This is a genomic window from Lawsonia intracellularis PHE/MN1-00, from assembly GCF_000055945.1.
Classification (GTDB): domain Bacteria; phylum Desulfobacterota; class Desulfovibrionia; order Desulfovibrionales; family Desulfovibrionaceae; genus Bilophila; species Bilophila intracellularis.
This window is the reverse complement of the sequence record NC_008011.1, coordinates 277,618-304,277: the sequence shown is the minus strand read 5'-3', so window position 1 is coordinate 304,277 and position 26,660 is coordinate 277,618. Positions and strand designations below refer to the sequence as shown.

The 26,660-nt window shown below is 32.9% G+C and carries 26 protein-coding genes; 8 read left to right on the top strand and 18 right to left on the bottom strand.

Features of this window, described 5'->3' with window-relative positions; all coding sequences use genetic code 11:
- Nucleotides 1–8: 8 nt before the first annotated feature.
- From ligA to folK, 4 genes are all read right to left on the bottom strand, one after another.
- Nucleotides 9–2,057, bottom strand: a complete 2,049-nt coding sequence (ligA, locus tag LI_RS01355) for an NAD-dependent DNA ligase LigA (RefSeq protein ID WP_011526324.1) — start codon at nucleotides 2,055–2,057, stop codon at nucleotides 9–11.
- 19 nt (nucleotides 2,058–2,076) lie between these two features.
- A complete protein-coding gene (gene uvrB, locus LI_RS01350; protein WP_011526323.1) occupies nucleotides 2,077–4,107 on the bottom strand; it encodes an excinuclease ABC subunit UvrB in 2,031 nt (676 codons plus the stop codon).
- Nucleotides 4,108–4,328: 221 nt separating this feature from the next.
- Nucleotides 4,329–4,607, bottom strand: coding sequence for a TRASH domain-containing protein (locus tag LI_RS01345; RefSeq protein ID WP_015353707.1), 279 nt, complete (start codon nucleotides 4,605–4,607; stop codon nucleotides 4,329–4,331).
- A gap of 23 nt (nucleotides 4,608–4,630) precedes the next feature.
- Complete coding sequence (gene folK / locus LI_RS01340) at nucleotides 4,631–5,140, bottom strand: 2-amino-4-hydroxy-6-hydroxymethyldihydropteridine diphosphokinase (protein WP_041817071.1); 510 nt, start codon at nucleotides 5,138–5,140, stop codon at nucleotides 4,631–4,633.
- 223 nt (nucleotides 5,141–5,363) lie between these two features.
- On the opposite strand from folK, the gene xerD reads away from it, so the two are divergent.
- From xerD to LI_RS01310, 6 genes are all read left to right on the top strand, one after another.
- On the top strand, nucleotides 5,364–6,284 hold the full coding sequence (xerD, locus tag LI_RS01335; RefSeq protein WP_011526321.1) for a site-specific tyrosine recombinase XerD: 921 nt from the start codon (nucleotides 5,364–5,366) through the stop codon (nucleotides 6,282–6,284).
- 94 nt (nucleotides 6,285–6,378) lie between these two features.
- Nucleotides 6,379–8,124 carry a poly(A) polymerase gene (locus LI_RS01330; RefSeq protein WP_172633678.1) on the top strand — a complete coding sequence of 582 codons (1,746 nt, stop codon included), beginning with the start codon at nucleotides 6,379–6,381 and terminating at the stop codon, nucleotides 8,122–8,124.
- Between the two features lie 128 nt (nucleotides 8,125–8,252).
- A complete protein-coding gene (locus LI_RS01325) occupies nucleotides 8,253–8,744 on the top strand; it encodes an HIT family protein (RefSeq protein ID WP_015353704.1) in 492 nt (163 codons plus the stop codon).
- Nucleotides 8,745–8,764: 20 nt separating this feature from the next.
- Nucleotides 8,765–9,121 (top strand): LapA family protein, encoded by a 357-nt coding sequence (locus tag LI_RS01320; protein ID WP_050812170.1) that lies wholly within the window; start codon nucleotides 8,765–8,767, stop codon nucleotides 9,119–9,121.
- Between the two features lie 77 nt (nucleotides 9,122–9,198).
- Nucleotides 9,199–11,880: a DNA mismatch repair protein MutS gene (gene mutS, locus LI_RS01315; RefSeq protein ID WP_011526318.1), complete on the top strand. Its 2,682-nt coding sequence runs from the start codon at nucleotides 9,199–9,201 to the stop codon at nucleotides 11,878–11,880.
- Nucleotides 11,870–12,334, top strand: coding sequence for a hypothetical protein (locus tag LI_RS01310; protein WP_015353702.1), 465 nt, complete (start codon nucleotides 11,870–11,872; stop codon nucleotides 12,332–12,334). The genes mutS and LI_RS01310 overlap by 11 nt, the downstream gene beginning before the upstream one ends.
- A gap of 16 nt (nucleotides 12,335–12,350) precedes the next feature.
- Here LI_RS01310 and LI_RS01305 read toward each other — a convergent pair whose 3' ends face one another.
- Genes LI_RS01305 through argS form a run of 7 tightly spaced genes read right to left on the bottom strand, consistent with a single transcriptional unit; the run spans nucleotide 12,351 to nucleotide 18,457 of the window.
- Nucleotides 12,351–13,247 (bottom strand): MlaA family lipoprotein, encoded by an 897-nt coding sequence (locus tag LI_RS01305; protein ID WP_011526317.1) that lies wholly within the window; start codon nucleotides 13,245–13,247, stop codon nucleotides 12,351–12,353.
- Nucleotides 13,248–13,898, bottom strand: a complete 651-nt coding sequence (locus LI_RS01300; protein WP_011526316.1) for an MlaC/ttg2D family ABC transporter substrate-binding protein — start codon at nucleotides 13,896–13,898, stop codon at nucleotides 13,248–13,250. It abuts the gene before it with no gap.
- 4 nt (nucleotides 13,899–13,902) lie between these two features.
- Nucleotides 13,903–14,346 (bottom strand): outer membrane lipid asymmetry maintenance protein MlaD, encoded by a 444-nt coding sequence (gene mlaD / locus LI_RS01295; protein WP_011526315.1) that lies wholly within the window; start codon nucleotides 14,344–14,346, stop codon nucleotides 13,903–13,905.
- 15 nt (nucleotides 14,347–14,361) lie between these two features.
- Entirely contained in the window at nucleotides 14,362–15,192 is an 831-nt protein-coding gene (locus LI_RS01290) for an ABC transporter ATP-binding protein (RefSeq protein ID WP_011526314.1), read from the bottom strand.
- Between the two features lie 12 nt (nucleotides 15,193–15,204).
- Complete coding sequence (locus tag LI_RS01285; RefSeq protein ID WP_011526313.1) at nucleotides 15,205–16,005, bottom strand: MlaE family ABC transporter permease; 801 nt, start codon at nucleotides 16,003–16,005, stop codon at nucleotides 15,205–15,207.
- Nucleotides 16,006–16,021: 16 nt separating this feature from the next.
- Nucleotides 16,022–16,798 (bottom strand): SPOR domain-containing protein, encoded by a 777-nt coding sequence (locus LI_RS01280; protein WP_011526312.1) that lies wholly within the window; start codon nucleotides 16,796–16,798, stop codon nucleotides 16,022–16,024.
- 6 nt (nucleotides 16,799–16,804) lie between these two features.
- The gene (argS, locus tag LI_RS01275; protein WP_011526311.1) at nucleotides 16,805–18,457 is read right to left on the bottom strand and encodes an arginine--tRNA ligase; all 1,653 of its coding nucleotides are present in this window, start codon (nucleotides 18,455–18,457) and stop codon (nucleotides 16,805–16,807) included.
- A gap of 218 nt (nucleotides 18,458–18,675) precedes the next feature.
- On the opposite strand from argS, the gene glpX reads away from it, so the two are divergent.
- Nucleotides 18,676–19,671 carry a class II fructose-bisphosphatase gene (gene glpX / locus LI_RS01270; RefSeq protein ID WP_015353701.1) on the top strand — a complete coding sequence of 332 codons (996 nt, stop codon included), beginning with the start codon at nucleotides 18,676–18,678 and terminating at the stop codon, nucleotides 19,669–19,671.
- Nucleotides 19,672–19,741: 70 nt separating this feature from the next.
- Entirely contained in the window at nucleotides 19,742–20,716 is a 975-nt protein-coding gene (locus LI_RS01265) for an ACP S-malonyltransferase (RefSeq protein WP_015353700.1), read from the top strand.
- A gap of 129 nt (nucleotides 20,717–20,845) precedes the next feature.
- Here LI_RS01265 and ettA read toward each other — a convergent pair whose 3' ends face one another.
- The 7 genes from ettA to trmD all read right to left on the bottom strand — a co-directional run bounded on the left by ettA (nucleotide 20,846) and on the right by trmD (nucleotide 26,634).
- Complete coding sequence (gene ettA, locus LI_RS01260; RefSeq protein ID WP_011526308.1) at nucleotides 20,846–22,528, bottom strand: energy-dependent translational throttle protein EttA; 1,683 nt, start codon at nucleotides 22,526–22,528, stop codon at nucleotides 20,846–20,848.
- 20 nt (nucleotides 22,529–22,548) lie between these two features.
- Nucleotides 22,549–23,016 carry an SsrA-binding protein SmpB gene (gene smpB, locus LI_RS01255; protein ID WP_011526307.1) on the bottom strand — a complete coding sequence of 156 codons (468 nt, stop codon included), beginning with the start codon at nucleotides 23,014–23,016 and terminating at the stop codon, nucleotides 22,549–22,551.
- A gap of 2 nt (nucleotides 23,017–23,018) precedes the next feature.
- Nucleotides 23,019–23,849 carry a 16S rRNA (cytidine(1402)-2'-O)-methyltransferase gene (rsmI, locus tag LI_RS01250; protein WP_011526306.1) on the bottom strand — a complete coding sequence of 277 codons (831 nt, stop codon included), beginning with the start codon at nucleotides 23,847–23,849 and terminating at the stop codon, nucleotides 23,019–23,021.
- Nucleotides 23,791–24,189 carry a YraN family protein gene (locus LI_RS01245; RefSeq protein ID WP_011526305.1) on the bottom strand — a complete coding sequence of 133 codons (399 nt, stop codon included), beginning with the start codon at nucleotides 24,187–24,189 and terminating at the stop codon, nucleotides 23,791–23,793. The genes rsmI and LI_RS01245 overlap by 59 nt, the downstream gene beginning before the upstream one ends.
- 19 nt (nucleotides 24,190–24,208) lie before the next feature.
- A complete protein-coding gene (locus tag LI_RS01240) occupies nucleotides 24,209–24,883 on the bottom strand; it encodes a ribonuclease HII (protein ID WP_011526304.1) in 675 nt (224 codons plus the stop codon).
- A gap of 66 nt (nucleotides 24,884–24,949) precedes the next feature.
- A complete protein-coding gene (gene rplS / locus LI_RS01235; protein ID WP_011526303.1) occupies nucleotides 24,950–25,297 on the bottom strand; it encodes a 50S ribosomal protein L19 in 348 nt (115 codons plus the stop codon).
- Nucleotides 25,298–25,332: 35 nt separating this feature from the next.
- A complete protein-coding gene (gene trmD, locus LI_RS01230; RefSeq protein ID WP_015353699.1) occupies nucleotides 25,333–26,634 on the bottom strand; it encodes a tRNA (guanosine(37)-N1)-methyltransferase TrmD in 1,302 nt (433 codons plus the stop codon).
- Nucleotides 26,635–26,660 lie beyond the last annotated feature (26 nt).

The window sequence follows — 26,660 nt, the reverse complement described above, 5'->3', positions numbered from 1 at the left end:
CCTATTTTTTAAAGAACTATTAAAAGTTTTTGTAAAAATGTAGGTTCATCAAGAATAGAAATATGTAATTCTTGTGCTTTGTTAAGTTTTGACCCTGGGTTTTTCCCGGCTATAACATAGTCTAACTTATGTGATATCCCTGTCATTACAATGGCTCCTGCTTCTTCAGCTAAGCGTTTCATTTCAGCTCTTGGTCTTTCAAGAGTTCCTGTAAATAAAAGTTTTTTACCTGTAAAAAAACCTTTTGTGGTTGTATCATTTACTTGTTGTATAGGCCAAATATTCATCTCTCGAAATTGGTTTATCATTTGAATATTTGCTTTATTTTTAAAAAAGGCTTGGATAGAACTTGCTACTTCAGGACCAATCTCTGATAATTGTTGAAGATCTTCCAAAGATGCAGAAGATAGTGCATCTAAATCTATGAATGAAGAAGCTAATATCCTTGCTGTTTGTTCTCCAACATGTCTGATTCCTAGAGCACAAATAAGACGATGAAGAGACATTGTTTGTTTTGCTAAAGAAAGAGCTTGAATAGTCTTTGCAGCAAGCTTTGCTCCCATTCTTTTGTATGTTAGTAAATCTGCAGTAGTGAGAGTAAACAAGTCTGCAGGTGTTTTTATACATCCAGAAGTAACAAGTAACTCTATTAAGCGCTGTCCAATTCCTTGAATGTTTAATCCTGATTTAGATACAAAATAGATGATAGATTGTAGACGAATCGCAGGACATGAAAGGTTAATGCATCTCCAAGCTACTTCATTATTAATACGATATACTTTTTCATGACAAACTGGGCATATTTTAGGAAAGACGAAAGGTTTACTTTTAGCTGATCTGTCTGAAAGAATAGGAGAAACAATTTCTGGAATGACATCCCCTGCTCTTTGAACAATAACCATATCTCCAGGTCTTATATCTTTATTTTTTATTTCATCTTCATTATGTAATGTTGCTCTGCTTATAGTAGCTCCACCTACATTAATAGGTTCAAGTTCTGCTACAGGTGTTAATACACCTGTACGTCCAACTTGGATATGAATCTGTAGAAGTCGTGTTTGTACTTGTGTTGCTGGGAATTTCCATGCAATAGCAAATCGAGGTGCCCTTGAAGTATACCCAAGCTTTTCTTGTGACTGTATGTCATCTAATTTCATGACAATTCCATCGATTTCATAACGTAAAGAATATCTTTGTGCCTGTAGTCTTGTATAATAGGATTGAACTTCTGTAGATGAGATACAAAGTTTACCTTTTGGTGGTGTTTCAAAACCATATTCTTTTAGGTATGACATTAATTCATGGTATGTATTCCATTTTAAAGATGATGGTTGTATTTCTCCTATACCATATGCTAAGAATCTGAGAGGACGTGAAGCTGTAATTGTTGGATCTAGCTGTCTTACAGAGCCAGAAGCAGCATTACGAGGATTAGCAAAAAGTTTTTTTTTCTTTTTTTCTTGTTCTTTATTAAGTTTTTTAAAATCTGCTCGTGAAATAACAACTTCTCCACGAATTTCAAGAAGTTCTGGAGCATTTATAGAGTGTTTTAATCTTTTGGGAATATTAGAAATTGTTCTGACAGCTTCTGTAACAACTTCTCCAATATCTCCATCTCCACGAGTAAGCGCACTTGTTAATTGACCTTTTTCATAAATTAGCTCTAAGGCAAGACCATCCATTTTTGGATCACACCAAAATGAGAATGGTACTTCTGGAAGTGCATTTGCAAGTCTTTTTAAGAATCCTTCCCATTCATCATTAGAAAATACATTATCAAGGCTATACATACGTTGCCTATGTGGTTGTTCTTCAAGTTTTTTTAGAATATTATTTCCTACTTTTTGTGTAGGTGAATTATTTGTTTTTAAAGATGGAAATGTATTTTCTAGTGTTAGAAGTTCTTGAAATGCTTTATCATATTCGCTATCTGATATTTCAGGATCATCAAGTGTATAATAAAGATAATTATGATGATTAATAAATTTGCGAAGTTCTCTTACACGTTGTTTTTCTTTTTTAGAAGGTAAAGAATATTGAGGTGAATTTATAGACACAACATTTTCCTCATCTATATTAACTCATGAGTAAAAATTGTTCACGTGTAACTTTAATTCGATCACGTAATACAGCTGCTTTTTCAAATTCAAGTTCTTTAGCTGCTTCTTTCATTTCGTATTCCAGTTGTTTAATATATTTGGTAATATCTTCTGGAGATGTTTTATCTGTAATAACAAAAAGTTCTTTTGTATCCATAGAATGTTTATTTTTTCTACAACCTTTCTTTGAAGAAGTATTTGCAGATATCATATCAAAAGGAGTAACTACAGATTTTTGGATGGTCTTAGGAGTAATATTATGTTTTGTATTCCATTCTTGCTGGAGAGCTCTGCGTCGTCGTGTTTCGTCGATAGCTGCTTTCATAGATTTTGTCATAGTATCAGCAAAAAGTATAACTTTTCCAGAAACATTTCGTGCAGCTCTTCCAAACGTTTGAATAAGAGAACCTGTAGAGCGTAAAAAACCTTCTTTGTCTGCATCTAAGATAGCTACTAAAGATACTTCTGGGATATCAAGACCTTCACGTAATAAGTTAATACCCACTAGGACATCAAATTCTCCTGTGCGCAATGATTTTATAATGGCCATCCGTTCTAAAGTATCAATATCTGAATGAAGATAGCGGGTATTAATACTCATATTGTTAAGGTAGTCCGTTAAATCTTCTGCCATACGTTTTGTAAGTGTTGTTATTAATACTCTTTCATGTGAATTAACTCGTTGGTAGCATTCTTCAAGTAAACTTTCAATTTGTCCTTTAATAGGACGTACTTCAATTTCAGGATCTAATAGTCCTGTAGGTCTAATGATTTGTTCTGTAATAATGCCTTGAGAGCGATCTAGTTCCCATGGTCCAGGTGTGGCAGAAACATAAATGACTTGATTAAGTCGAGTTAAAAATTCGTGAAACTCAAGAGGTCTGTTATCAAGAGCTGAGGGTAAACGAAATCCAAAATCTACAAGCGTTTGTTTACGAGAACGATCACCTTTAAACATTCCACCTACTTGTGGGATAGCAATATGAGATTCATCAATAAAGAAAAGAAAATCTTTTGGGAAGTAGTCTAGTAAAGTAGATGGGGGATCTCCTGGTTTACGACCATCCAAGTGACGGGAATAATTTTCAATTCCATTACAATATCCAAATTCTTGGATCATTTCTAAATCAAGTTGAGTTTTCTGTTCAAGACGTTGAGCTTCTACTAGTTTATTGGTAGCTTGAAAATCATATAAGCGCTCACAAAGTTCTTTTTGGATATCTGTCATTGCTCGAATAAGGTTATCTCGATCAGATACATAGTGACTTGCAGGATAAATAACTGTTTTTCCAACATTACCAAGAACTTCTCCTGTTAGAGGATCTATTTCTCGTATTTCTTCTATTTCATTACCAAAAAATTCTAAACGTAATGCACGTTCATGTTCATATGCAGGAATAATTTCTAGAACGTCACCTCGAACACGAAATGTTGCACGATGAAAGTCCATATCATTTCGTTGATATTGAATATCTACTAAGCGGGTAATAATTTCATCCATGTTAATCTGCTGGCCTTTTTCCACAGGAATAATAAGTCGTGCATAATATTCTGGTGAACCAAGTCCATAAATACAGGAAACTGATGCAATGATAATAACATCTCGTCGAGTAAGTAAGGCATGTGTAGCTGCATGACGAAGTTTATCAATATCATCATTAATAGATGAATCTTTTTCAATATATACGTCTGATGATGGTACATATGCTTCTGGTTGATAGTAATCGTAGTAGCTTACAAAGTACTCAACGGCATTGTATGGGAAAAGTTCTTTAAATTCATTATAAAGTTGTGCTGCTAGTGTTTTATTAGGTGCAAGAATAAGTGCTGGACGGTTACATTGAGCAATAACATTAGCCATAGTGAATGTTTTTCCTGATCCTGTAACTCCAAGAAGAACTTGATCTTTCACTCCAGATTGGATGTTAGAAACAATTTGTTTTATAGCTTCTGGTTGATCTCCTTGAGGTTTATATTGTGTTTTTATTGTAAAAAGTAAGTTAGACATAACACAATGTATCCCTTCTGGTAAAATAAAAAATATATTAGTATGAATTACTATATATAATTACAGCAATATAATTGAATTATCCTGTATTAAATCTAGCTAGGCTACAATTATGACATAAGTTGGCTAGGAATAAACAAAGTCACACCCTTTAAAAAGAAAATATAAATAAATAGATAGCTTATTATTTTTTATTAATAATTATTGTTATTTTTAATCTATTAGGATTCCTTACCTTCAAGAAGCTTATCTATTTTTTTTAGAAATGTATCTCTACAGTCATAACTACAAAAATGATAGACAGTTTCACCATTTCGTACGGATATGGTATTTTCTGTATCAACATAGGCACCACAAGTAGGATCTTTTGTCATTTCTCCAGTAGCTACCATTTGTTCCTTTTTTTTTTGTGAATCATTAGATTTTTTTTGACGATCATGTATAAACATTCTATACAGTGCATAACCTATTAATCCAACTAGCAAAATTCTCCATAACATCTATTTTTTCCTTTTTTGTTATGTTATTGGTAGATAAAATTATCCTCTACTCTATATGAAATATTTTTCAATGCCTCTTTTAGCGTTTGTCCATTCGGAAATGCAAGTGCTGGATTAATGTCATAGAGAGGAACAAGTACAAAGGCACGTTGCAGCATTCTTGGATGAGGTAAGCAAAGTTTTTTATCATTATAAGTTTCTTGTTCGTATAATAATAAATCTAAATCAATACATCTTGGACCATAACGTTGTTCTGGATCATTGCTTCGTATCCGTCCCATACTGGTTTCTATATTTAGAAGTATATCTAACAGTTCATGAGGTGTCAGATCTATTGTGGCTAATTGGATGATTTGGTTTTTGAACCATGGTTGATTACAATTATCTTGGGCTTCTGTGTTATAGACAGGGGATATCCTATTAAGTATAATTTTGTTATTAGTATTTAGTCTAATTCTTGCTTCTTTTAGATTGTCGTCAAGGTTACCTAGATTTGTTCCTAGACTTATATATGATGTTTTATAGTTAGTCATGTTAGAATTTATTTTTAGTATTTTCTTCATACATTTTAACAAATTAAAATAATATTACAAAAATAAGTTATACATTTCTAGATATAGTTAGATGTTTTTATTTTTATAGGTTATATATTTTTAGACTTCTTTATGTATTTATTTAACTACGCTAATTATAATACCCTTTTATCAAATAGGTCTTAATATTTTTGAAGTTACTTCTATACCCTAAGTAAAAGTTATGGATACAATATTTTCTAGTCAGCTTGCTTGGAAATGGCTTGATAAGCTTATCAGTGAAAGAGGCCTTTCTCATAATACAATCCAAGCTTATAAACAAGATATTGATGTTTTTTATTTATTTTTTCAAGATGCTGGATGTAACTTTAACTCTATTGATGACGAATATATTATGTTATTTATTATATGGTTACGAAAACGTGGAGACTCCTCTAGAACACTAGCAAGAAGACTTTCTTCTATAAGAAATTTTTTTCATTGGTGTGTTGAAGAAGATATTCTTTTGTCAAACCCTGCTCTGCTTATTGATGGACCAAAGCTACCATCTCTTTTACCTAACATATTGTCTCAAGATGAAATGTTAAGGCTTCTTACTACACCTGATATAACAAATAAATTGGGATTTAGAGATAAAGTTATTCTTGAACTTCTTTATGCTTCGGGAATACGAGTATCTGAGTTAATAGGAGTTCATGTATTAGATTTTGATCAAGACAAAGGCATTATCAAAGTTTTTGGTAAAGGAGGTAAAGAACGATACATTCCACTACACTCTTCTGCTATGAAACTTCTTATTCATTATGTCCAAAAAATTCGTCCTATGTTTACTCCTATAGAAAAGTTTCTTTTTCTAAATAGATCTGGGAAAGGACTTACAAGACAAGCTATTTGGAAAATTATCAAACGTTATGCATTATTAGCTAGTATCAATAAGTCAATATCTCCTCATACATTTAGACATACATTTGCAACCCATCTTCTTGAAGGAGGTGCTGACTTGAGATCTGTCCAACTACTTCTTGGCCATGTAGATATGAGTGCAACTGAGCTATATACACATGTACAGTCAGATCGTTTAAAATATATCCATAGTATGTTTCACCCCCGTTCAAATTATGTCTCTAGTGAGATAACTACATGATCAATATTTCTAATACATCTATAGTTAATATAGGTTATGTATATAATTTGAGCCAATGCTATCTTCAACTCTCTTAGCTATGTTGGATAATCCTATGGAAGTAACTATACCTTATTCACCTATAGGTCTTGAAGAGTGTGTATCTCTTTCAAAAGTTAAACAAGTCATGTTTGACTATTCACTTGATACTATACTCATCTTTCATAATCAAACAAAACAATGTATAGGGTATATTGATAATATTACAGTCTCAAAAGCTATTTCTTATGGATTAGGCGATCAACCTGTGAAGGAATTTATGAATAGTAATATCATCACAGCCACGCCAACAACATCAATTGAAGAACTTTTTACTATTTTTACTGAGACTCAACAGCCGATTATCCCTATTATTGAAAATAATATAGTGGCTACTACTATAGATAAAGTAAGGCTTTTAAGGTTGTCTCAGATAGATAAAAGTAATTTATTTGAAGAAACTTCTATAGATGAACACCTATGTTATCTAGACATGTTAACGTTACTTCAATCAAATCTTTCTACTACCTTATTCAAGTTATTAAGTGAGGTAGGAAAATTGGGTGATTTTTTGCATGTGAATGTATACGTAGTTGGAGGGGTTGTTCGAGATATCTTACTTAATAATTTATCTATAGTAGAAAAAACAGATATAGATATTGTCGTTGAAGGTGAATCTCTTTCTTTTGCTGAGGCATTAGCTAAAAAGCTTAAAGGGGTTGTAGGTTATACCCATAATAACCTTATGACTGCTAATGTGAGGTATCCTTTTACATCTGAGAAGGAGTGCTCTATTGATATAGCTACAGCACGCCTTGAATATTATGCTATGCCTGGAGCTCTTCCTTTAGTTGAGCCTACATCCATTGAGCAAGATCTTTTCAGAAGAGACATTACTATAAATGCAATGGCTCTTCAACTTAACCAAAAATATTTTGGAAGGCTTATTGATCATTTCCATGGACAAAAAGCTATTCAGAATAAATCTATTGATGTCATTCATTCTTTAAGTTTTATAGAAGATCCTACACGGATTATTAGAGCTATTCGTTTTGAACAGCGCTATCAATTTAGGATAAGCCAGCAAACAGAAAAATATATGCATTATGCCTTAAAGTGTAATGTAATAGAAAAAATCTTTGGTCAAAGGTTGCTACATGAGTTTGAAATGATTTTTAAAGAAAATAAACCTGATGCTTGTATTATTCGAATGGATGAACTTGGTGTATTAACAGCAATAGATAAACGTTTTTCTCTTACGTCAAAACAAAAGACACTTTTTTATAACATTTCCAACATATTACAATGGTATCATTCCTTGAATTTGACTGAAAATCAGCCAGATATAATGATTATTTATCTCACAGCTATGTGTTCTTCTCTTTCACAAGAACAAATTATAGCTCTGCTCCAAAAGATAGGAGTAGAATCAGCATATCAAAAAAAAATAGCTTTAACTCTTTCTATGGCTCAAGACATGGATAGTACTCTTTGTTGCCTTTTACATGAAAAGAAAATTGAAAAAGAAGGACCAGTTTCTACTATATTTACTTTACTTTCTAAGCTAACTTTAGAAGTATTACTTTTTCTTCAAGCTTTTTCTTATTCCTCCTCTGTAACCTACTTTATTTCTCAATATATCTCATTATGGAGATTTATTAAGCCATATATTACTGGAAATGATTTAAAAAAACTTGGACTTGTACCAGGCCCCCAATATAAAGTTATTTTAGAAGACGTTCTTAAACAAAAACTTGATGGCAATGTACATACAAAAGAAGATGAATTAGACTATCTTTGTTTGAGGTATAATTTATCTTAGTTATTGACGAAGATTAATGATATTTATTATTTAATTTTAAGGTGTTATATAGACAAAACTTGCTGTGAAACGCATTCATGTATATTATTATTATTATTTAAATAAAATAAAAAATAAGGATGCATATAATGCAACCTCTATGGGCTCCTTGGCGATCTGAATATATTTCGCGTAAGAAAGAAGATAAGTGTGTTTTTTGTATATCAGATATAAGTGTATCTGACGATGAAAAATATTTAATACTGTATAGGGGAATTAATACTTTTGTTATGATGAATAAATTTCCTTATATTAATGGACATGTTCTTATAGCACCTTTACGCCATATAAGTGAATTTGAGTTACTCACAGATGAGGAGTCATATGAACTTATGTTTTTGTTAAAACAATGTACAAGAATTCTTAGAGAAAAATTTTGTCCTCAAGGAGTTAATATTGGCTTAAATCTTGGTGAGGCAGCAGGCGCTGGTATTTGTGATCATCTACACTTTCATGTTCTTCCTCGATGGGTTGGAGATTCTTCATTTATGGCTGTACTTAGTGAAACAAAGATTATTTCTGAACACATTACTTCTACTTATAATAAACTTAAACCACTCTTTTCTACGATATCACTTTAACGTTTTCAAGGAGCTACTACATGAAGTACGTGAAAGTTTTTCTGGCAATTATAATCTTTTTTTTGGTTATGATGTTTTTTGTCCAAAATCAGTCTGCTCTTTCTCAAGTTATACCTCTTACTCTAGACCTTTTTTTTATTGAACCTATGCTCTCTAAACCAATAAGCATTTATGCATTACTCCTTATCTGTTTTTTAATTGGTTCTCTTGTTACTCTTGCACTTCTTGTTTGGGATCGTTTAAGACTTTCTGCTCATCTTGCACTTGCAAACATACGTATTCGGACCCTAGAAAAAGATATTGAACATATAACTAAAGAAAAAAATAACTATGAAACACAAAATAAAGAATTAGAGCAATCATTTTTAGAAAATTGATTATTATCCTCCATATTGTAACTAGGCTTATTTTTTATTAGTATTTAATCTTTATTTATCCAATCTGACTTAAGACTATGAATGAATCATCTCACCGTATAACACCAATGTTAGAGCAATATCTTAGTATAAAAAGTAATTATCCAGACACATTACTTTTTTATAGAATGGGAGATTTTTACGAACTTTTCTTTGAAGATGCTGAAACTGCAGCAAGGGAGTTACAAATAGCTCTTACAGCAAGAAATCCTCGTGCTGAAAATCCTGTTCCTATGTGTGGTGTTCCATGGCATGCAGCAGATAGTTATATTCATCAACTTATTCAGAAAGGATATAAAGTTGCTCTTTGTGAGCAAACAGAAGATTTTCGTGAATCAAAAGGACTTGTTCAACGGAAAGTTACAAGAGTTTTCACTTCTGCTACAACTACAGAAGAAACAAGTTTAGATCCTAAAACACATACATATTTAGGAGCAATGTATTGGGATGAGGAGGTTAATATTGGTGCATTTTGTTGGGCAGATGTTTCTACAGGATTATGGACTGGTATACAAGTAAAGAAAAAATCTGAGCTTTGGCAGTGGATACAAAAAATACTTCCTAAGGAGCTTTTATTTCCTGAAAAATATGAACTTCCTGCTACAGCAAAGCTTATAGAAATACAATTTGTTCCACTACCGTATAAAACTCATTTTGAATATCCACAAGCAGTAAAAAGACTTTTACAAGCTCAGGGTGTTGCTGACTTAGAAGCACTTGGTCTTGAAAAGCATACAATACTTGTTCAAGCTTGTGGAGCATTAGTTGCTTATCTTGAACAAACACAGTTACAAGATGTAAATCATTTAATGCCTTTTAAACCTTTAGATATTGGGAAATATGTTATTCTTGATGAAATAACAGAAAAAAATCTTGAACTTTTCAAAAGAGTTAATGGAAAAAAGGGAGTTGGTACACTTATTCATGTTTTAGATCATACTTTGACCCCTATGGGGGGGAGACTTCTTGAGGAACGACTTCATCACCCCTGGAGAGATATTACAACTATTTTAGAAAATCAAAGTGTATTGGAATGGCTAATATTATATAAAGAAAATATGAAGAAACTTCAAGACGCATTGAAAGCTATCTATGATCTAGAAAGATTATCTACTCGTATTGTATTAAATCGTACATCTCCAAAAGATCTCCTTGCATTAAAAAATACACTTCTTATCTTACCAAGAGTTAAGGATGCATTAATAGTAGAAATAAATGTTAAAGATAATAGATATATTACGATAGATGAATCTATCTTATCCACAATGCCAACAATTTTAAGACAATTATTAACAAAGTGGGATAATATATCTGACTATGCTGAAAAACTTGATAAAGCTCTTGATGAAAATCCACCTAATTCTATTGTTGAAGGTGGGTTATTTAAGTTAGGTTTTAATGCTGAACTTGATGAACTTATGGATTTATTAGAACATGGAGAATCAAAACTTCAAGCTTTACTTGAAAAAGAGCAGAAGGTAAATAATTTACCAAGACTTAAAATAGGATTTAATCGTGTTTTTGGGTATTATTTTGAACTCACAAAGTCTGCAGGCACCCCACCCTCTCACTTTGTCAGACGTCAAACGTTAGCTAATGCAGAGCGTTATACTACAGAAGAACTGAAAGATTTGGAGGAGCGACTTCTTTCAGCAACAGAAAAACGTAATACACTTGAGTATAAACTATTTCAAAAATTACGTGAGGAACTTGTTTCTATCCGTCCAAGAATACTTTTTATGGCAAGTCTTATAGCTCAACTTGATTTATGGCAATCTTTGGCAGATGTAGCTATACGACATAATTGGAATAAGCCTACCTTATTAACTAATAATAATATTTTTATTCGTGAAGGTAGACATCCTGTTATTGAATCTATTATTGGTAAATCCGTTTTTGTTCCTAATGATCTTGTTATGGATGAAACAAGAAGAATGCTTTTGATTACTGGTCCTAATATGGCTGGTAAATCTACTGTGCTGCGTCAAACAGCAATTATTTGTTTATTAGCTCATATGGGATCCTTTGTTCCTGCTACAGAGGCACAGATTGGTATATGTGATAGAATTTTTTCTCGTGTTGGTGCTTCAGATAATCTTGCTAGAGGACAAAGTACATTTATGGTTGAAATGATGGAGACAGCAAGAATTCTTAGACAAGCAACGTCAAGAAGCTTAGTTATTCTTGATGAAATTGGTAGAGGAACTAGTACTTTTGATGGGCTTGCACTTGCATGGGCTGTTGCAGAAGACTTAGTTTGTAAAGATCATGATGGTGTCCGTACATTATTTGCAACACATTATCACGAGTTAACTGCACTTGAAGAAAAATTAACAGGTGTTCATACAATGACTATAGCTATTCGTCATTGGAATGATGAACTTGTTTTTTTATATAGATTGATCCCTGGCCCTGCAGATAGAAGTTATGGTATCGAGGTTGCTAGACTTGCAGGAGTACCTCAGTCAGTTATCCAAAGGGCAAAAATTATTTTAACTCAATTAGAACAAACACACCAACAACCCCGCTCCTTACTGAATTTGTTACCTGGTGTAGTACAAAATGCTAATGAAGAACTAAGCAAACAGGATGTTAAGGTAGTTGAACATCCTGTTGTCACCTTATTAAAAGAAATGAATCCAGAGACACTTACACCATTAGATGCACTTAAATCTTTAGTTGAATGGAAATTATTATATGGAACGACACATGCAACATAAGCAATTGTCTCTAGTTTTACTTTTTCTTAGTTTATTTTGTTTTTCTTGTGGTAAAGAAAGTAAGCCAGTCCCTCAAGATCAGCAGAATCTATTTACATGGAGTCATGCTGAAGTAACTTTTGCAACAGATAGCTGTTTAAGAATTGTTGTTGCTATGAAAGGGGCTGTAAAAAATATACGTTCTTTTTCTTTAGAACTTCAACCCAGTAGCATACCTTCTATTCCCCCTGAACTTGAAGATTTTGGCTACTGTGACGACTGTCCATTTATTCCTCTAGAGGTTGCTACAATCACTCCAGAAAAAATATCAGAAAATAAGTCAACTAATGAGACTGTCTATTCTTTTACATATTGTCCCAAAAGAAAAGCACTCCAATATCGTTGGCGATTGGTTATTAAAAATATTTTTACAAACTTTCCCTATGTAGTTACCACAGTGAGTAACACTAATTAAATATTATTATGAATTATTAAGGTTGAACACGGCATATACATCCATTATTTAGCCTTCTATATTTTACATATGCATCTCTAAGAGCAACATATGGTTCAATAGCACTTTTTGTAATGCTTTCATAAGAATCAATAACTGTGTTAACTTTGTTAAAAGTTAAAAAGAGTTCAGTTGTGAGTCCATATTCTAGAGGAACAATACCTATTGGTTTTACAAACCATGCAAAAGGACCTACAGCTGCATCTCCTATAGTACCAAAAGTATCACGAATTGTACTTGGTCCAAGTATAGGCCAAATAAGGTAGATTCCTTCTCCAAATCCCCATATAGCAAGAGTATGACCAAAGTCAGCAGTATCAGGATCTATAGGAATAAGTGGTTTATCTTTTTGTGTTATATTAATAAATCCACCAAAACCTATAGTCGAATTAACCATAAATTTTCCTAGTTCAATCCAAGCTTGTCCAATTTTTCCTTGTAATAGGCTATTAAACAATCTGATAGGAGTTTGGAGATTATATAAAACATTTTTAAAACCTTGACGGAACGATTCAGGAGTAATAACTTCATACCCTTTATATAGTGGCTTGGTAATTCGTAAGTAGAAGAAATCATTAAAATAGAACCAAAAACGATTCCAAGGTTCTAAAGGGTCTTTTATTGGTTTATCGCAAAGTTCATCATAGTCTTCAAATATACCATAATCTTCAAAGTCACTATCACTCAGTTTTATTTTTGAAGATGTTGAAGGTTTGCATCCTGGTTTTGATTGTAGTTCTTGAGATTGTGAACTTTTATTCTCTATTGGAGGGAGATGTTTTGCATGTGCTGGTAAGCAAAAAAAATGTATTATAATCATTATGATTATAATAAAAATGATAAAATCATAGGTTCGTAGTTGTTGTGAGAACATTTATTGTCCTAACTTACTATTTCCTACTGATGCTGCATTGTGAAGTTCTTTTGCTCGTGCCTCAACTTTTTGAATGAGTTCTTCAGGTTTATTTTTCATAAGAATATCTTGGAATTGTGCTCTATAATTTTTTATTAAACTAATATTTTCAATAATTACATCATAAACAACCCAAGTATTCTTTTTTGACATCATTCTATATACAACAGGTATTGTTCTACCATCAGATAAATTAATGACTGTTTGGACTTCTGCTCGGTCTCCTTTAGAAGAAATAAGTTCATTTGTATATGTTACTTTTTCTCCATTATATCCATCAATCTTATCAAGATATGTGGCAAGTAAAAGATCAGAGAACGCATTATTGAACCGTTCTTGTTGTGAAGTTGTGAATGAGTTCCAATTTAAACCCACAGTACGTAGTGAAAATTCACTAAAATCAAATACTTTTCTTACTTCATTTTCAATTTTATTCCTTACTTGGAGATGTGTTTGAGGATTAGAGTATGATGGATCCTTAAGATAATTAATCACGTCATTTACGGAAGTTTCAATAGTTTTTGTCGGACCTGTTGCAACTGCTTGATTTGAAAAAATAAGTAGTATTAAAAAGAAAAATATAAAGTTAAAGAAAGTTTTTTGTATTGACATATAGTTATACCTTCCCAAAAATATATTTACTTATTAATGATTCAAGATCGACTGATGACTCTGTATCCATTATTTCATCACCATTTTTAAGTGGTTCTCCTGTACCTCCAGGTGAAATGCTGATATATTTATCGCCAATTAATCCACTTGTTTTCACAGAGGCAATAGCATCATCTGTAAGATGGATATTGTTATTGACATTAAGTTCAACTATAGCTCTTGGCAATTTATTATCAAGTCGTATAGATTTTACTCGTCCAACTTTTACACCTGCAATATCTACTTCAGCTCCTGGTTTTAGCCCAGAAACAGATGTAAACGTTGCAAAAACTGAATAACCATCAGAGTTAAAAAGTTCCATTTTGCCAAGCTTAATAGTCAAATATCCTAAACAAATTAAACCTATTAAAACAAAAAAACCAACTGCAGCTTCTTTTGAAATTACCATATGTAATCCTTTTATCTACTCTTCAAGCCAAGCGTTAAGGGCCACACGCACAGCAGGGTTAATAGGGGAAGCTTCTACACGAATACTTTCCTTTTCAGGTTTACGATCTATAAATCTTTGTAAGTATGGATCTTTTGAACTTTTTAGTTCTGGGTATGAACCAGAAAAAATTATTGCTCCATCTTTAATAAATAAAATATGCTCAGCAATTCTAGAAACACTAGCAAGATCATGACTAACAACCAATAATGTCATTTCAGGATATTGGGTTTTCATACCAATTAAAAGCTGATCCATTTGTGCTGAATTTATAGGATCTAATCCTGAAGTTGGTTCATCACAAAAAAGAATTGGAGGTTCTGTGACAATTGCCCTGGCTAGTCCACCACGTTTTTTCATTCCTCCTGATAATTCATTAGGGAAGAAATCTGCAAACTTTTCTAATCCTACTAAACTCAGTGTTCGAATAACAGTTTCTCTAATAATAGTTGGAGGGAGGTTTGTATTTTCAGACAATGGAAGGCCAACATTTTCAGCAAGTGTTAAGGCTCCTAAGAGTGCTCCATCTTGAAATAGTACACCAAAACGTCGTCTGATACTTCTAAACTGTTTTGTAGGAAGAGAAAATAAGTCTTGGCCTCCATAAAGAATTTTACCTGAAATAGGTTTAGCTAATCCAATAATATGTCGGAGTAAGGTTGATTTCCCACAGCCAGATTCACCTAATACAAATGTTATTTTACCACCAGGAATCACTGTATTAATATTATGAAGTATTGCTTTGTTTTCATAACCTAAGTAGAGGTGTTCTAAACGGATATCCCAAGCTGTACGTATATGTGGCATTGATTTTTATCCTTAACGTAACATTGCTGAGGTAACAACATAATCAGCAATTAAAACTAGTACACATGATACAACTACAGCAGAGGTAGTAGCATTAGCAACAGCTTCTGGACCTCTACCATCTCGACGTCGATGAGCATTATAACCTTTATAACAACAAATAAGAATAACAAGTATAGCAAAAGTTAATGCTTTAATAGAACCTTCATTAATATCAGATAAAGTTGTACTTGATTCAATACTTGAAAAATATGCACCTTCATTTACACCTAGTAAGCATACTCCTGTAAGATATCCTCCAATTATACCTATAACATCAAATACAGCTGTAAGAAGAGGAAATGATATGAGTGAGGCAACAATGCGAGGCGAAACTAAATATCCTATCCCTGGTATATCCATCACTTCAAGTGCATCAATTTGATCTGTAATACGCATAACACCTATCTCTGCTGTCATTGAAGAGCCTGCTCGAGCTATTATCATAATGGCTGTTAAAACAGGACCTAATTCTCGAATAAGTGTTAAAGATACAGCTGAACCCAAAAAACCGACAGATCCAAATTTTATAAGAACATAATATCCTTGAAGTCCAAGAACCATGCCTGTAAATAATCCTATAAGAGAAATGACAAAAAGTGATTTAGTTCCAATAACATAAATTTGTCTAATGGCTTTTGAGCATAATTTTGGTGTAATAAATATTTGACGGAACCCTTCAAGTAGAAATAAAAATATTTCTCCAAGTGTTATACAAATACTGATAGTCCATTGACCAAGCAATATAACTAATTGATTAAATACCATTAACATATGTGCTCCAGGTGACTTAGCGATGTCTTCCGGTTGGCTCCTGAGAAATAATTTTTGTATCTTTAAGTTTTAATTGAGTAAAGGTATCTTTGGCTATTATAGCATCACTGATCACTCCTCTCAAGAGTACCCTGACATGATACCAACGTATATTACCTTTTTCATCGTTTGTTGTTACTAGTTGTGTGCGAAAACCCTCTTCTTCGAGTTTTTCTCGTAAATTTTCTGCTTGAATTTTTTTCTTAAATGAAGCTACTTGAAAAACAAAACTATATATCATTAAATCATTTTGAGATGTTATTTGTTGAACTTGCTCTTTTGTATTAATATTTTTTTGTATATTTTTTGTTTCAGAAGATATATCTTTTTTTTGTTTAAGGTCTTGGTGTGGGTGTGAAGAAGGTATTTGACTATGTTGAAGATTTGTATCTATTTCTTGAGATAAATTATGTATTTTTTTTTCTTCTTTATTATATAGAGTAGGATTATTATCTTGTTTGAGTTCATGCATGAAACGTAGATTTTCTGGCTTTAAAATAGGCTGTTTTTCAATTTGGTTCTCAGATGATGTATCATTGATGAGTTGATTAATTTCAGAAAGATTATGGTTAGGGCTGTACCCTCTTCCTATGAGTATTCCAAAAACAAAGCTCCAGCTTAATGCCATAATACTTATAAAAAGTATTACACATAATCCTGGAATACTAATCGAAAAAGAGAAACAAGTAGGTGTCGTGTGAGAACTATACTTTTTTGGTCTTACTATTTTTTTGGATATTGGTTTATATGACATAGGTAGTTACATATTTTTAGGAGCTGTTACACCAAGAATATTAAGCGCATTATAAATAACTTGTCCAACAGCTTGTAGTAATGCAAGACGAGAAAGAACTATAGTCTTTTCATTAGATTGTAATACAGGATATTTTGCATAATAACTATGAAGTTCTCCTGCAAGTTCCATAAGATAATGTGTAATATAGTGAGGGGCAAGGTGTTGTGCAGCATTATAAATGACATCTTCAAACTTATCTAATAGGCGTAATAAGTTGAGTTCATCTTTTGTAGTAATATTTGATAAGGGAACTTCATTTACATCAGTAATAGTAAAGCCAAGGTCATGAGCTTTTCTTATAATAGAACAGATACGAGCATAAGCATATTGTACATAATAAACAGGATTGTTCATTGTACGTTGTTTTACTAATTCAAGATCAAAATCAAGATGAGCATCACTTTTACGTAGAAGAAACATAAATCTTGCTGCATCTACGCCAACTTCATTTATTACATCAATAAGTTTTTCAAATTGCCCAGCCCTTGTAGACATTGCTACTTGAATACCATTTTCTAATAAACTTACAAGTTGAATAAGTATAATATCAAATGTCATTGGATCATGTCCAAAAGCTTGCATTGCAGCTTTAATACGAGCAATATATCCATGGTGATCTGCACCTAATATATCTATGATTCTATCAAATCCTCTATTATACTTTGTGTAATGATAAGCAATATCTAATGCAAAATAAGTTAGCGATTTGTCTGATTTACGAAGGACTCTATCTTTATCATCACCAAAAACAGTAGATTGGAACCAAAGAGCACCTTCTTTTTCGAATGTAAGTCCTGTACACTCTAAAGCTTTAAGAGTTTGTTCAATAGCATTTGTTTTTATTAATGTACGTTCTGAAAACCATTCTTCATGTTCTACTTTAAATGTTTTAAGATCTTGTTTAATACCGTTAAGTATTACATTCATACCAAAGTGAAAACTAGCCTGCTCACCATCTATATCTGTATATGAGATGATATCAGGCTGCTCTTCTAATAATGCTTTTGCAATTTCAATAATATACGTTCCTTTATAATATTCTTCTGGCCATGTAACTTGTATCCCACTAAGCTCTTTAATTCTTAGCCAAATAGATAACCCTAGTAATTGCATTTGCCTTCCTGCATCATTGATATAATATTCTGTAGTAACATTATATCCAGTGAAGCGTAGAAGACGTGCAAGGGTATCTCCTATTGCAGCACCTCTTCCATGCCCTATATGTAAAGGGCCTGTAGGATTTGCAGAAACATATTCAATAAGTACTTTCTGTTTATTTCCTAATTGGCAAGAGCCATAACTACTTCCTTTAGAGAGGATATGATTAATAGTTTTTTGCCAAAAAGTTGGAGAAAATGTAATATTTAGAAAACCTGGTCCTGCAACAGATACAGAAGAAAATGAGGTACTTTCTTGCTGCAACTTTTCAGCAATTTTTTCAGCAATATTTTTTGGATTTATTCCTATATTGTTTGCAAGGACTAAAGCAATATTTGTAGCAAGATCGCCATGCAATGTATTTTGGGGGATTTCTATAACTGCTTTTTTAGGCCAGGTATAACCTAGTTTTTTTATAGTACATTCTAAACATGTCTTCAAATATTGCTCAGCTCTCATATATCCTCTATGTATATCAAAAAATAGTGAGAAATATATTTATCGTATTCAATATAAATGTAAAGCAATTACTATATAATAATTATCTTTAAGCAGTGAATAATAATGTGTTTTTGTATATTATTTTTTAAAAGATCTTTTTCTTGAATATCATATATCTCTCATGTAATCTTTTTATGTATATTTGTTTTGCAACAGTTATCTTATCGTGGAGAAAAATGATGTCATCTATAGAAACACTAGAGCGTAATTTAGCCTTTGATCTTGTCAGAGTGACAGAGGCTGCGGCTATTTCTGCTGCTCGTTGGCTAGGAAGAGGAGATAAAAATGCCGGTGATAAAGCAGCAGTTGATGCTATGCGTCTTTCTTTTAATAATCTTCCTATGATAGGGACTATTATTATTGGTGAAGGTGAAAAAGATGAAGCACCTATGTTGTATAATAGTGAACAAGTTGGATTAGGTTATGGATACCCTTTAGATATTGCTGTAGATCCTGTAGAGGGAACAAATCTCCTTGCATTTGGTAGACCAAATGCTATTGCAGTAGTTGGAGCTGCTCCTGCAGGAAGTATGTATGATCCTGGTCCAAGTTTTTATATGCAAAAGTTAGTTGTGAGTCAGTCAGCAAAAAATGTTATTGATCTAGATGCACCTGTAGAAACAAATTTGAAAAATATTGCTAAGGCTCTTGGGAAAGATATAAAAGATCTCACGGTATTTGTATTAGATAAACCAAGGCATAAACAACTTATTACAGATATTCGTACAGCAGGCGCTCGAATACAACTTCATACAGATGGTGACGTCGCAGGTGCACTATTAGCTGTAGATCCCAGATCTGAGATAGATCTTATGATAGGAACAGGAGGAACTCCTGAAGGTGTTCTTTCGGCTTGTGCAATTAAAGGTATTGGTGGAGGGATGATCGCAAGACTAGATCCTCAGACTGAAACTGAAAAACAGTCTCTATACAATGCTGGAATAGATTTATCAAAACTACTTGAAGTTGATGATTTAGTAAAAGCAGATGATGTTTTCTTTGCTGCTACAGGTATTTCAGGAGGCTCATTTCTCCATGGTGTTCAGTTTCATGGGCAGGGTGCAACCACACACTCTATTGCTATTAGAAGTAAAACAGGTACTGTTCGTCACATACAATCTTCACATAATTGGGAAAAACTTATGAAAATCAGTTCAATTGGTTATAATTAATATTTTTTTAATATTCTTTCTTTTTTCTTTTTTAGTATTTTTAAGTTAACCCCACTTATAGGTAATTATAATGAAAAATCCTATTGCAATTCTTTTTCCAGGACAAGGCTCACAAGAAAATAATATGGGACGTGATATAGCAGAATCTTCAAAAGAAATGATGAGCCTTTGGGAAAAAGCAGAATCTATTAGTAAACTACCTCTCCGAGCTGTGTACTGGGAAAGCAATGATACAACTTTGATGTCAGATACACAATATTTGCAACCAGCTTTAACTGTAGTGAATATGTCAATTTGGCAACAATTATCTAAACACCTTGTGCCAGGTTGTGTGGCTGGACATAGCTTGGGAGAGTTTAGTGCATTAGCAGCAGCAAAAGTTTTATCCTTTGAATCAGTGCTTGAACTTGTGTGTTTACGTGGGGAATTAATGTCAAATTTAGAACCTAGTGAACAGGGAGCAATGATTGCTATTCTTCGTCTTAGCCAAACTGAAGTTGAATGTATTGTGAAAGATGTATCTCATAACATACAACAATCTATAACAATCGCAAACTATAATACTCCTGTCCAATTTGTTGTAAGTGGAACAAGAGAAGCTATAGAAGCAACTATTTCTTTTGTAAAAGAAAAAAGAGGCCGTGCTGTATTACTTCCTGTTAGTGGAGCTTTTCATAGTCCACTTATGGAAAAAGCTTCACAGAAATTTTCAGAAAAATTATCTAAAATGAATTGGTCTACACCACTATACCCTATCTATACTAACAGTACAGGTACTCCCTTTGTAGATACAAAAAGTATTTATGATTCTATTCTAAATCAAATGATATCACCTGTCCATTGGATTAATGTTATTACAAATCAGTGGAAAGATGGTACCCGCCAATGGATAGAAGTCGGCCCTAAAGGTGTTTTATCACGTATGGTTACTCCTATTTTGGAAGAACATATATCTACAATAGATAATAATATTAGTGTTCACTCTATAGATTCTTTAAAAACTCTTACTTGTTTTACTTCAAATAATTCTTTAACATTAACTTAGACTATTAGAGTAACAACTAATAATCAAAAAAGTTTAGATATAATTTAATATTTTCTTTTTTCTAAGAGTTATAATAAAAAACTTTATTTTATTGTTATGTTATTACTCTAATTAGAGTCTATAGTTATTTTAACGTGTTAATTTTCTAAATTTTATTCTATGAGGTTGCTCCATAGCTTTTCCAAGACGTTTCTTTTTATCTTCTTCATAATCAGAATAATTCCCTTCAAAGAAAGACACCTTAGAATCACCTTCAAAAGCTAAAATATGTGTAGCAAGTCGATCAAGAAACCAACGATCATGGCTAATCACTAATACACAACCTGCAAAGTTTTCTAACCCATCTTCAAGTGCACGCATTGTGTTTACATCAAGATCATTTGTTGGTTCATCAAGAAGAATGACATTAGCACCTGACTTCAACATATTAGCTAAGTGAACCCTATTACGTTCTCCTCCTGATAAAACATCAACGCTTTTTTGTTGATCTGAACCTATAAAATTAAAACGTGAACAATAGGCACGAGCATTTATGTCACGATTTCCAAGTCTAATAACTTCTTGGCCACCACTAATAATATCATATACTGTTTTACCTGGTAGTAATGATTCACGATTTTGATCTACATAACTTAATACTACTGTATCCCCTATAAGAAACTCACCAGTATCTGGTTTTTCTAACCCTGCAATCATTTTGAAAAGAGTTGTTTTACCAGCTCCATTGGGACCAATAATACCAACTATTGCGCCAGAAGGGATAATAAAATGTGCATCTTCAATAAGGAGACGATCTCCAAAACTTTTTGTTGTACCTCTTGCTTCAATAACAGTTTTTCCTAAACGTGGTCCTGGTGGGATATAAATTTCTAAATCAGGAGCTCTTTTTTCGCTTTCATGGTTAAGCATAGCTTCATATGCATGAATTCTAGCCTTACTCTTAGATTGACGACCTTTTGGAGACATGCGTATCCATTCTAACTCACGTGCTAATGTTTTTATTCGTTCTTTTTCTGCTTTTGCTTCTTTTGCTAGTCGTTTTTCTTTTTGTTCTAACCAGGAAGAATAATTTCCTTTCCATGGGATTCCTTTACCTCTATCAAGTTCAAGTATCCATCCTGCAACATTATCAAGAAAATAGCGATCATGTGTAACAGCAATAACTGTACCTGGAAAAGTTTGTAAAAAATGTTCAAGCCAGGCAACTGATTCAGCATCTAAATGGTTTGTAGGTTCATCAAGTAAGAGGATATCTGGAAGTTGTAATAATAGTCTACATAGTGCTACTCTACGACGTTCTCCCCCTGAAAGAACAGAAACAGGTGTATCTCCTGGAGGACAACGTAATGCATCCATAGCCATTTCTAGTTTTGAGTCAAGATCCCATGCTCCTTTTGCATCCATAAGTTCTTGGACTTTACCTTGTTTTTCAATAAGGGCATCCATTTCCTCTGGTTCCATTGGCTCAGCAAACTTTGCATTAATAGATTCAAATTCTTTAATTAGATTAACAAGTTCTTGAACTCCTTCTTCTACTACTTCACGAACTGTACGTGTTTCATCTATAAGTGGCTCTTGTTCAAGGTATCCAATAGTATAACCTGGAGATAAAACTGTTTCTCCTTCAAATGACTGATCTACTCCAGCAAGAATTTTTAGTAAGGATGATTTACCAGAACCATTGAGTCCAAGTACACCAATTTTAGCTCCATAAAAATATGAAAGAGATATATCTTTTAATACTTCACGTTGCCCATGACGTTTGGAAACATGAATCATAGAATAAATAATTTTTTCTGCTTCACTACTCATGAAAACTCCTTACTTCCAATTTATAAATGACGAGCAGCTAACTCACGTTTAATATCCATAGCTTCTGCACGTTTTTTTAGTTCGTTACGATGATCATATAACTTTCGTCCTTTAGCCAATGCAATTTCTGTTTTTACTTTTCTATTTTTAAAGTATAGCTTTAATGGTACTATTGTAAGTCCTTTTTGCTCTACTTTTGAAGCTAACATCTTCAACTCTTGCCGATGTAAAAGTAACTTTCGAGGTCTATCAGGATTTTGTATAACATAACCTGCATTATTATATGGAGGGATATGAAGTCCTACAATATATCCTTCACCTTGTTTAAAGTCGACATAACTATCTTGAAAACTTGCATGGCCTGATCGTAAACTTTTTACTTCAGGGCCTGTAAGAACAATTCCTGCTTCAAGAAAATCAAGAAGATCATAAAGATGTCTAGCTTTTCTATTTTCAAATACAAGATGACTATTTTTTTTAGCAGACATTATTAGCTCCTTGATGTAATGATGCTGTAAATCTGCTTTGTCGTCCAGCCCATTGTACGTGTTTGTACTCTTTTAGCAACTTCACGAGCTGTCCCACCATATTTTTTTTCTTCTGTTATTATTTTATATAATATGCTGTGTTCTGTTATATGTTTTTCTTTTGGAGGACTAATAATAACAGTAAGTTCACCTAGTAAGTTTTTAAATGTAACTTCTTCTCCAAGGTTAAAAAAAAGAAATTCTTCATGTAGTTTGGTAAGCTCTCGAGCAATACATACTTCTCTATTACCAAGGACTGTATAAGCATTTTTTAATGTATTAATTAATCGATTTTTACGTTCAAAAAAAACGAGTGTGTGTGACAGCATAATAAATGAAGAAAAAATTTTTTCTTGTTCTATGAAATCTCTAGGCAAAAATCCTAAAAATGTAAAAGGATGTGGTATAATTCCAGAACCTACAAGAGCAGTTATTGGTGCTGAAGGACCTGGAACTACTGAAACTGGTATTGAAGCTTTTCTACAGGCATTTACTAAACAATATCCAGGATCACTTATAATTGGCATACCTGCATCAGAAATTAAGGCTAACGTTTTCCCACTAGATAACATTGTAAGAAGAGGTTTAAGTTTTTTTTCTTCGTTATGATCATGAAAACTAAGAAATTTTTTAACTACTATATTACAATGCTGACAAAGCAATCCAGCACGTCTTGTATCTTCAGCAAGGACAATATCAACAGATTCTAATACAGATTTTGCACGAATAGACAAATCACCAGGGTTGCCAAGAGGTGTTGCTACTATCCATAATTTCGTAGAATTCAAAGACATTTTTATAGTGTTCCAATTCTAGGGTTGTTTTTTTTGATATAATACAAATTACATCAAATCGACAAGGCATACTCCAATCTTTTTTATCCATAAGATATAACTGAGCGCTATGAATAATATTACAACGTTTAGATATAGTTAATGTTTGTTCAGGTAGTAGCATTCCTTTTGCTTTTCTAGTTCTGACTTCAACAAATACCAATGTTTTGATATCTTGACAAACTAAATCAATTTCAAATCTACCTTTTCTCCAATTACGTTCTAAAATACTCATCCCTTTATTATATAGGAATAATGCAGCTGCAGATTCTCCTTGTTGTCCAATTTCACAAGATTTCATATAATATAACTGGATACGACTAGTGAGAAGTGACGCCTTTGAATGTCATTCTGTGAATAGGAGAAGGGCCAATTTTTTGTAATATTTCTCGATGTGTTTTTGAGCCATACCCTTTATTTTTAGAAAAATTATATTGAGGATAACGTTTATCAAGTTTAGACATTAAAGTATCGCGAAAAGTTTTTGCAATAATAGAAGCAGCTGATATGGCTGGAATACTAGCATCCCCTTTAATGATAGAATGTTGTATTGGTAAAAAGTTCCAACCAAATTGGATAAAAAATTTTTGAGGTATAGCTTTGTTGCCATCAATAAGAAGAAGTTCTGGAAAAGTTTTTAATACAGTTGCAGCATGAGCCATAGCTTTAAGACTTGCTTGTAAGATATTTATTTCGTCTATTTCTTTTGGCCAAACAACTCCAATACCCCAGCTAATAGCAGTTTCATATATTTTTTTTGCAAGGATATATCGACGGTTAGAAGAGATTGTTTTTGAATCAGCAAGTCCATCTATTGATATAGTGTCTGGTAAGATGACTGCTCCAGCAACAACTGGTCCAGCAAGGCATCCACGTCCAACTTCATCAAGACCTGCAGTGAGTAAAGATAAGTTATCATATACTAGCTCATGGGGAGTTATTGGTAAGCTTTGTTTAACAACTATCTGTTGTTGTTTTAATTTTTTTTGAAACACAGGCTTCTCCAAAAAAGAAAAGGGACTTTAATGTCCCTCTATGTTTATTTAAAAAAATAGGAGACGTTAATAAATTTTTTTGGGTTTAATGCGTGCAGCATTCCCTCTAAGATTACGAAGATAGTAAAGTCGACTACGACGGACACGTCCCTCACTAACGACTTCTATATGATCAACCAAAGGAGAATGAAGAGGAACAATACGTTCAACACCTACCCCGTCAGATATTTTACGGACTGTAATAGTAGCATTGGTTGTACCTCTATGAATACGAATAACATTTCCTTGAAAAACTTGGATTCGTTCTTTCTCCCCTTCTACAATACGAAAATAAACTTTTATAGTGTCCCCTGATTTAAAACTAGGAATATCTAGTCGCATTTGTTCACGTTCAATTTTTTTGAAAATGTCCATCTATTTCTCCTTTGAAAAGAATACCTACTATATATTTAGTAAAAATCACCTAAAATTCTGTCCAGAGTTATGGCAACAGCACTACGTACAGGAAGATGATTATAGTTATCTATCCATCGTAATGGACGTAATACTCCAAAACAACTATTTAAAGTATCTGGTGTAAGACCGTGACCAGTACCAAAAAGAAGAGCAATTGGTTGTTGTAATAGCATTTCTTTTACATCACAAGGTAGTAACACACCATATTTACAGGCAGTTGTTCCAATAAGTAATGGGGATTGTCCTGTATAATTTTCAATAGTATCTAGGGATGATTGTAAGTCTGATGCTATATTCACAAGCTTAAAAGCTTCTGCTCTATCAGGATTTGATTTTCCTCCTGCTCCTACTGTCCAATGTGTAATAATTTTTTCTAAAATATTTTGTTGATCTTGAAGCGGCGTCACTATAGTAACACTACCTAATCCATAGGTTTTAGCACAACGAGCTATATCATGAACATCTAGGTTTGTCAAAGATGTCGCACCAATTGTTTGATCTCCTAACATAACAGGATAGTGCAACAATACACAATGAAGGTTTCGTCCTAAATTTAATCTAGCCAGTTCTTTTATATTATTACAAAAAAACTCCATATCTGAAGTAGAGAGATTAGCTTTATTTAACATCTCAGGACAGGTATTAAATGTTACTTTGAGAGATTGTTTTCGTTGCCACTGTTTTATTTTTTGATGATTTCCTTCAAGTAAAACTTTAGGAACAGATATACTTTCATATAATTCTGGACGGGTATATTGAGGATACTCTAATAGATTATTTGAAAAACTTTCTTCTGTATAAGATGTTTCTTTTCCTATAAATCCAGGAAGTAGCCTAGATGTTGCTTCTATAAGCATCATAGCCGCAGCTTCCCCACCATTAATAACAGCTTCTCCAACCCTAATAGATTCTATAGGAAAAAGCTCTGATAAACGATAATCAATACCTTCATAACGTCCACATATAATAGTTAAGGTTTTTTCTTTTGCAAGTTCATGAGCAAATTTTTGTGTAAATGGTTTTCCTGATGCAGATAACATAATAATTCGTCCATGTCCTTGAGATTGTTCTGAAATATAGTTTAATGAACGAACAATAGGATCTAACATCATTATCATTCCTGGGCCACCCCCATAAGGACGATCATCTACTTTTTTGTGTCGATCAAGCGTCCAGTCACGTGGATTGATAAGATGTGTTTGGATAAGACGAGATGTTTTTGCTTTTCCTAATAACGCTGTATTTAAAGGAGAAGTGAACCAGTCTGGAAATAGCGTGACAATATTAATATGCATATATGAAAAAATAGATAGCAATTATT

Excerpts from the sequence above, each read along its gene's own strand:
- LI_RS01345 (WP_015353707.1), bottom strand. The coding sequence starts at position 4,607 with ATGTTATGGAGAATTTTGCTAGTTGGATTAATAGGTTATGCACTGTAT.
- LI_RS01290 (WP_011526314.1), bottom strand. The coding sequence starts at position 15,192 with ATGCCACATATACGTACAGCTTGGGATATCCGTTTAGAACACCTCTAC.
- mutS (WP_011526318.1), top strand. The coding sequence starts at position 9,199 with ATGAATGAATCATCTCACCGTATAACACCAATGTTAGAGCAATATCTT.
- trmD (WP_015353699.1), bottom strand. The coding sequence starts at position 26,634 with ATGCATATTAATATTGTCACGCTATTTCCAGACTGGTTCACTTCTCCT.
- LI_RS01325 (WP_015353704.1), top strand. The coding sequence starts at position 8,253 with ATGCAACCTCTATGGGCTCCTTGGCGATCTGAATATATTTCGCGTAAG.
- uvrB (WP_011526323.1), bottom strand. The coding sequence starts at position 4,107 with ATGTCTAACTTACTTTTTACAATAAAAACACAATATAAACCTCAAGGA.
- LI_RS01310 (WP_015353702.1), top strand. The coding sequence starts at position 11,870 with ATGCAACATAAGCAATTGTCTCTAGTTTTACTTTTTCTTAGTTTATTT.
- rsmI (WP_011526306.1), bottom strand. The coding sequence starts at position 23,849 with ATGTCTTTGAATTCTACGAAATTATGGATAGTAGCAACACCTCTTGGC.
- LI_RS01320 (WP_050812170.1), top strand. The coding sequence starts at position 8,765 with ATGAAGTACGTGAAAGTTTTTCTGGCAATTATAATCTTTTTTTTGGTT.
- LI_RS01280 (WP_011526312.1), bottom strand. The coding sequence starts at position 16,798 with ATGTCATATAAACCAATATCCAAAAAAATAGTAAGACCAAAAAAGTAT.
- LI_RS01330 (WP_172633678.1), top strand. The coding sequence starts at position 6,379 with ATGGAAGTAACTATACCTTATTCACCTATAGGTCTTGAAGAGTGTGTA.
- xerD (WP_011526321.1), top strand. The coding sequence starts at position 5,364 with ATGGATACAATATTTTCTAGTCAGCTTGCTTGGAAATGGCTTGATAAG.
- rplS (WP_011526303.1), bottom strand. The coding sequence starts at position 25,297 with ATGGACATTTTCAAAAAAATTGAACGTGAACAAATGCGACTAGATATT.
- argS (WP_011526311.1), bottom strand. The coding sequence starts at position 18,457 with ATGAGAGCTGAGCAATATTTGAAGACATGTTTAGAATGTACTATAAAA.
- glpX (WP_015353701.1), top strand. The coding sequence starts at position 18,676 with ATGATGTCATCTATAGAAACACTAGAGCGTAATTTAGCCTTTGATCTT.
- ettA (WP_011526308.1), bottom strand. The coding sequence starts at position 22,528 with ATGAGTAGTGAAGCAGAAAAAATTATTTATTCTATGATTCATGTTTCC.
- LI_RS01285 (WP_011526313.1), bottom strand. The coding sequence starts at position 16,005 with ATGTTAATGGTATTTAATCAATTAGTTATATTGCTTGGTCAATGGACT.
- LI_RS01300 (WP_011526316.1), bottom strand. The coding sequence starts at position 13,898 with ATGTCAATACAAAAAACTTTCTTTAACTTTATATTTTTCTTTTTAATA.
- LI_RS01265 (WP_015353700.1), top strand. The coding sequence starts at position 19,742 with ATGAAAAATCCTATTGCAATTCTTTTTCCAGGACAAGGCTCACAAGAA.
- folK (WP_041817071.1), bottom strand. The coding sequence starts at position 5,140 with ATGACTAACTATAAAACATCATATATAAGTCTAGGAACAAATCTAGGT.
- LI_RS01305 (WP_011526317.1), bottom strand. The coding sequence starts at position 13,247 with ATGTTCTCACAACAACTACGAACCTATGATTTTATCATTTTTATTATA.
- mlaD (WP_011526315.1), bottom strand. The coding sequence starts at position 14,346 with ATGGTAATTTCAAAAGAAGCTGCAGTTGGTTTTTTTGTTTTAATAGGT.
- LI_RS01245 (WP_011526305.1), bottom strand. The coding sequence starts at position 24,189 with ATGAAATCTTGTGAAATTGGACAACAAGGAGAATCTGCAGCTGCATTA.
- smpB (WP_011526307.1), bottom strand. The coding sequence starts at position 23,016 with ATGTCTGCTAAAAAAAATAGTCATCTTGTATTTGAAAATAGAAAAGCT.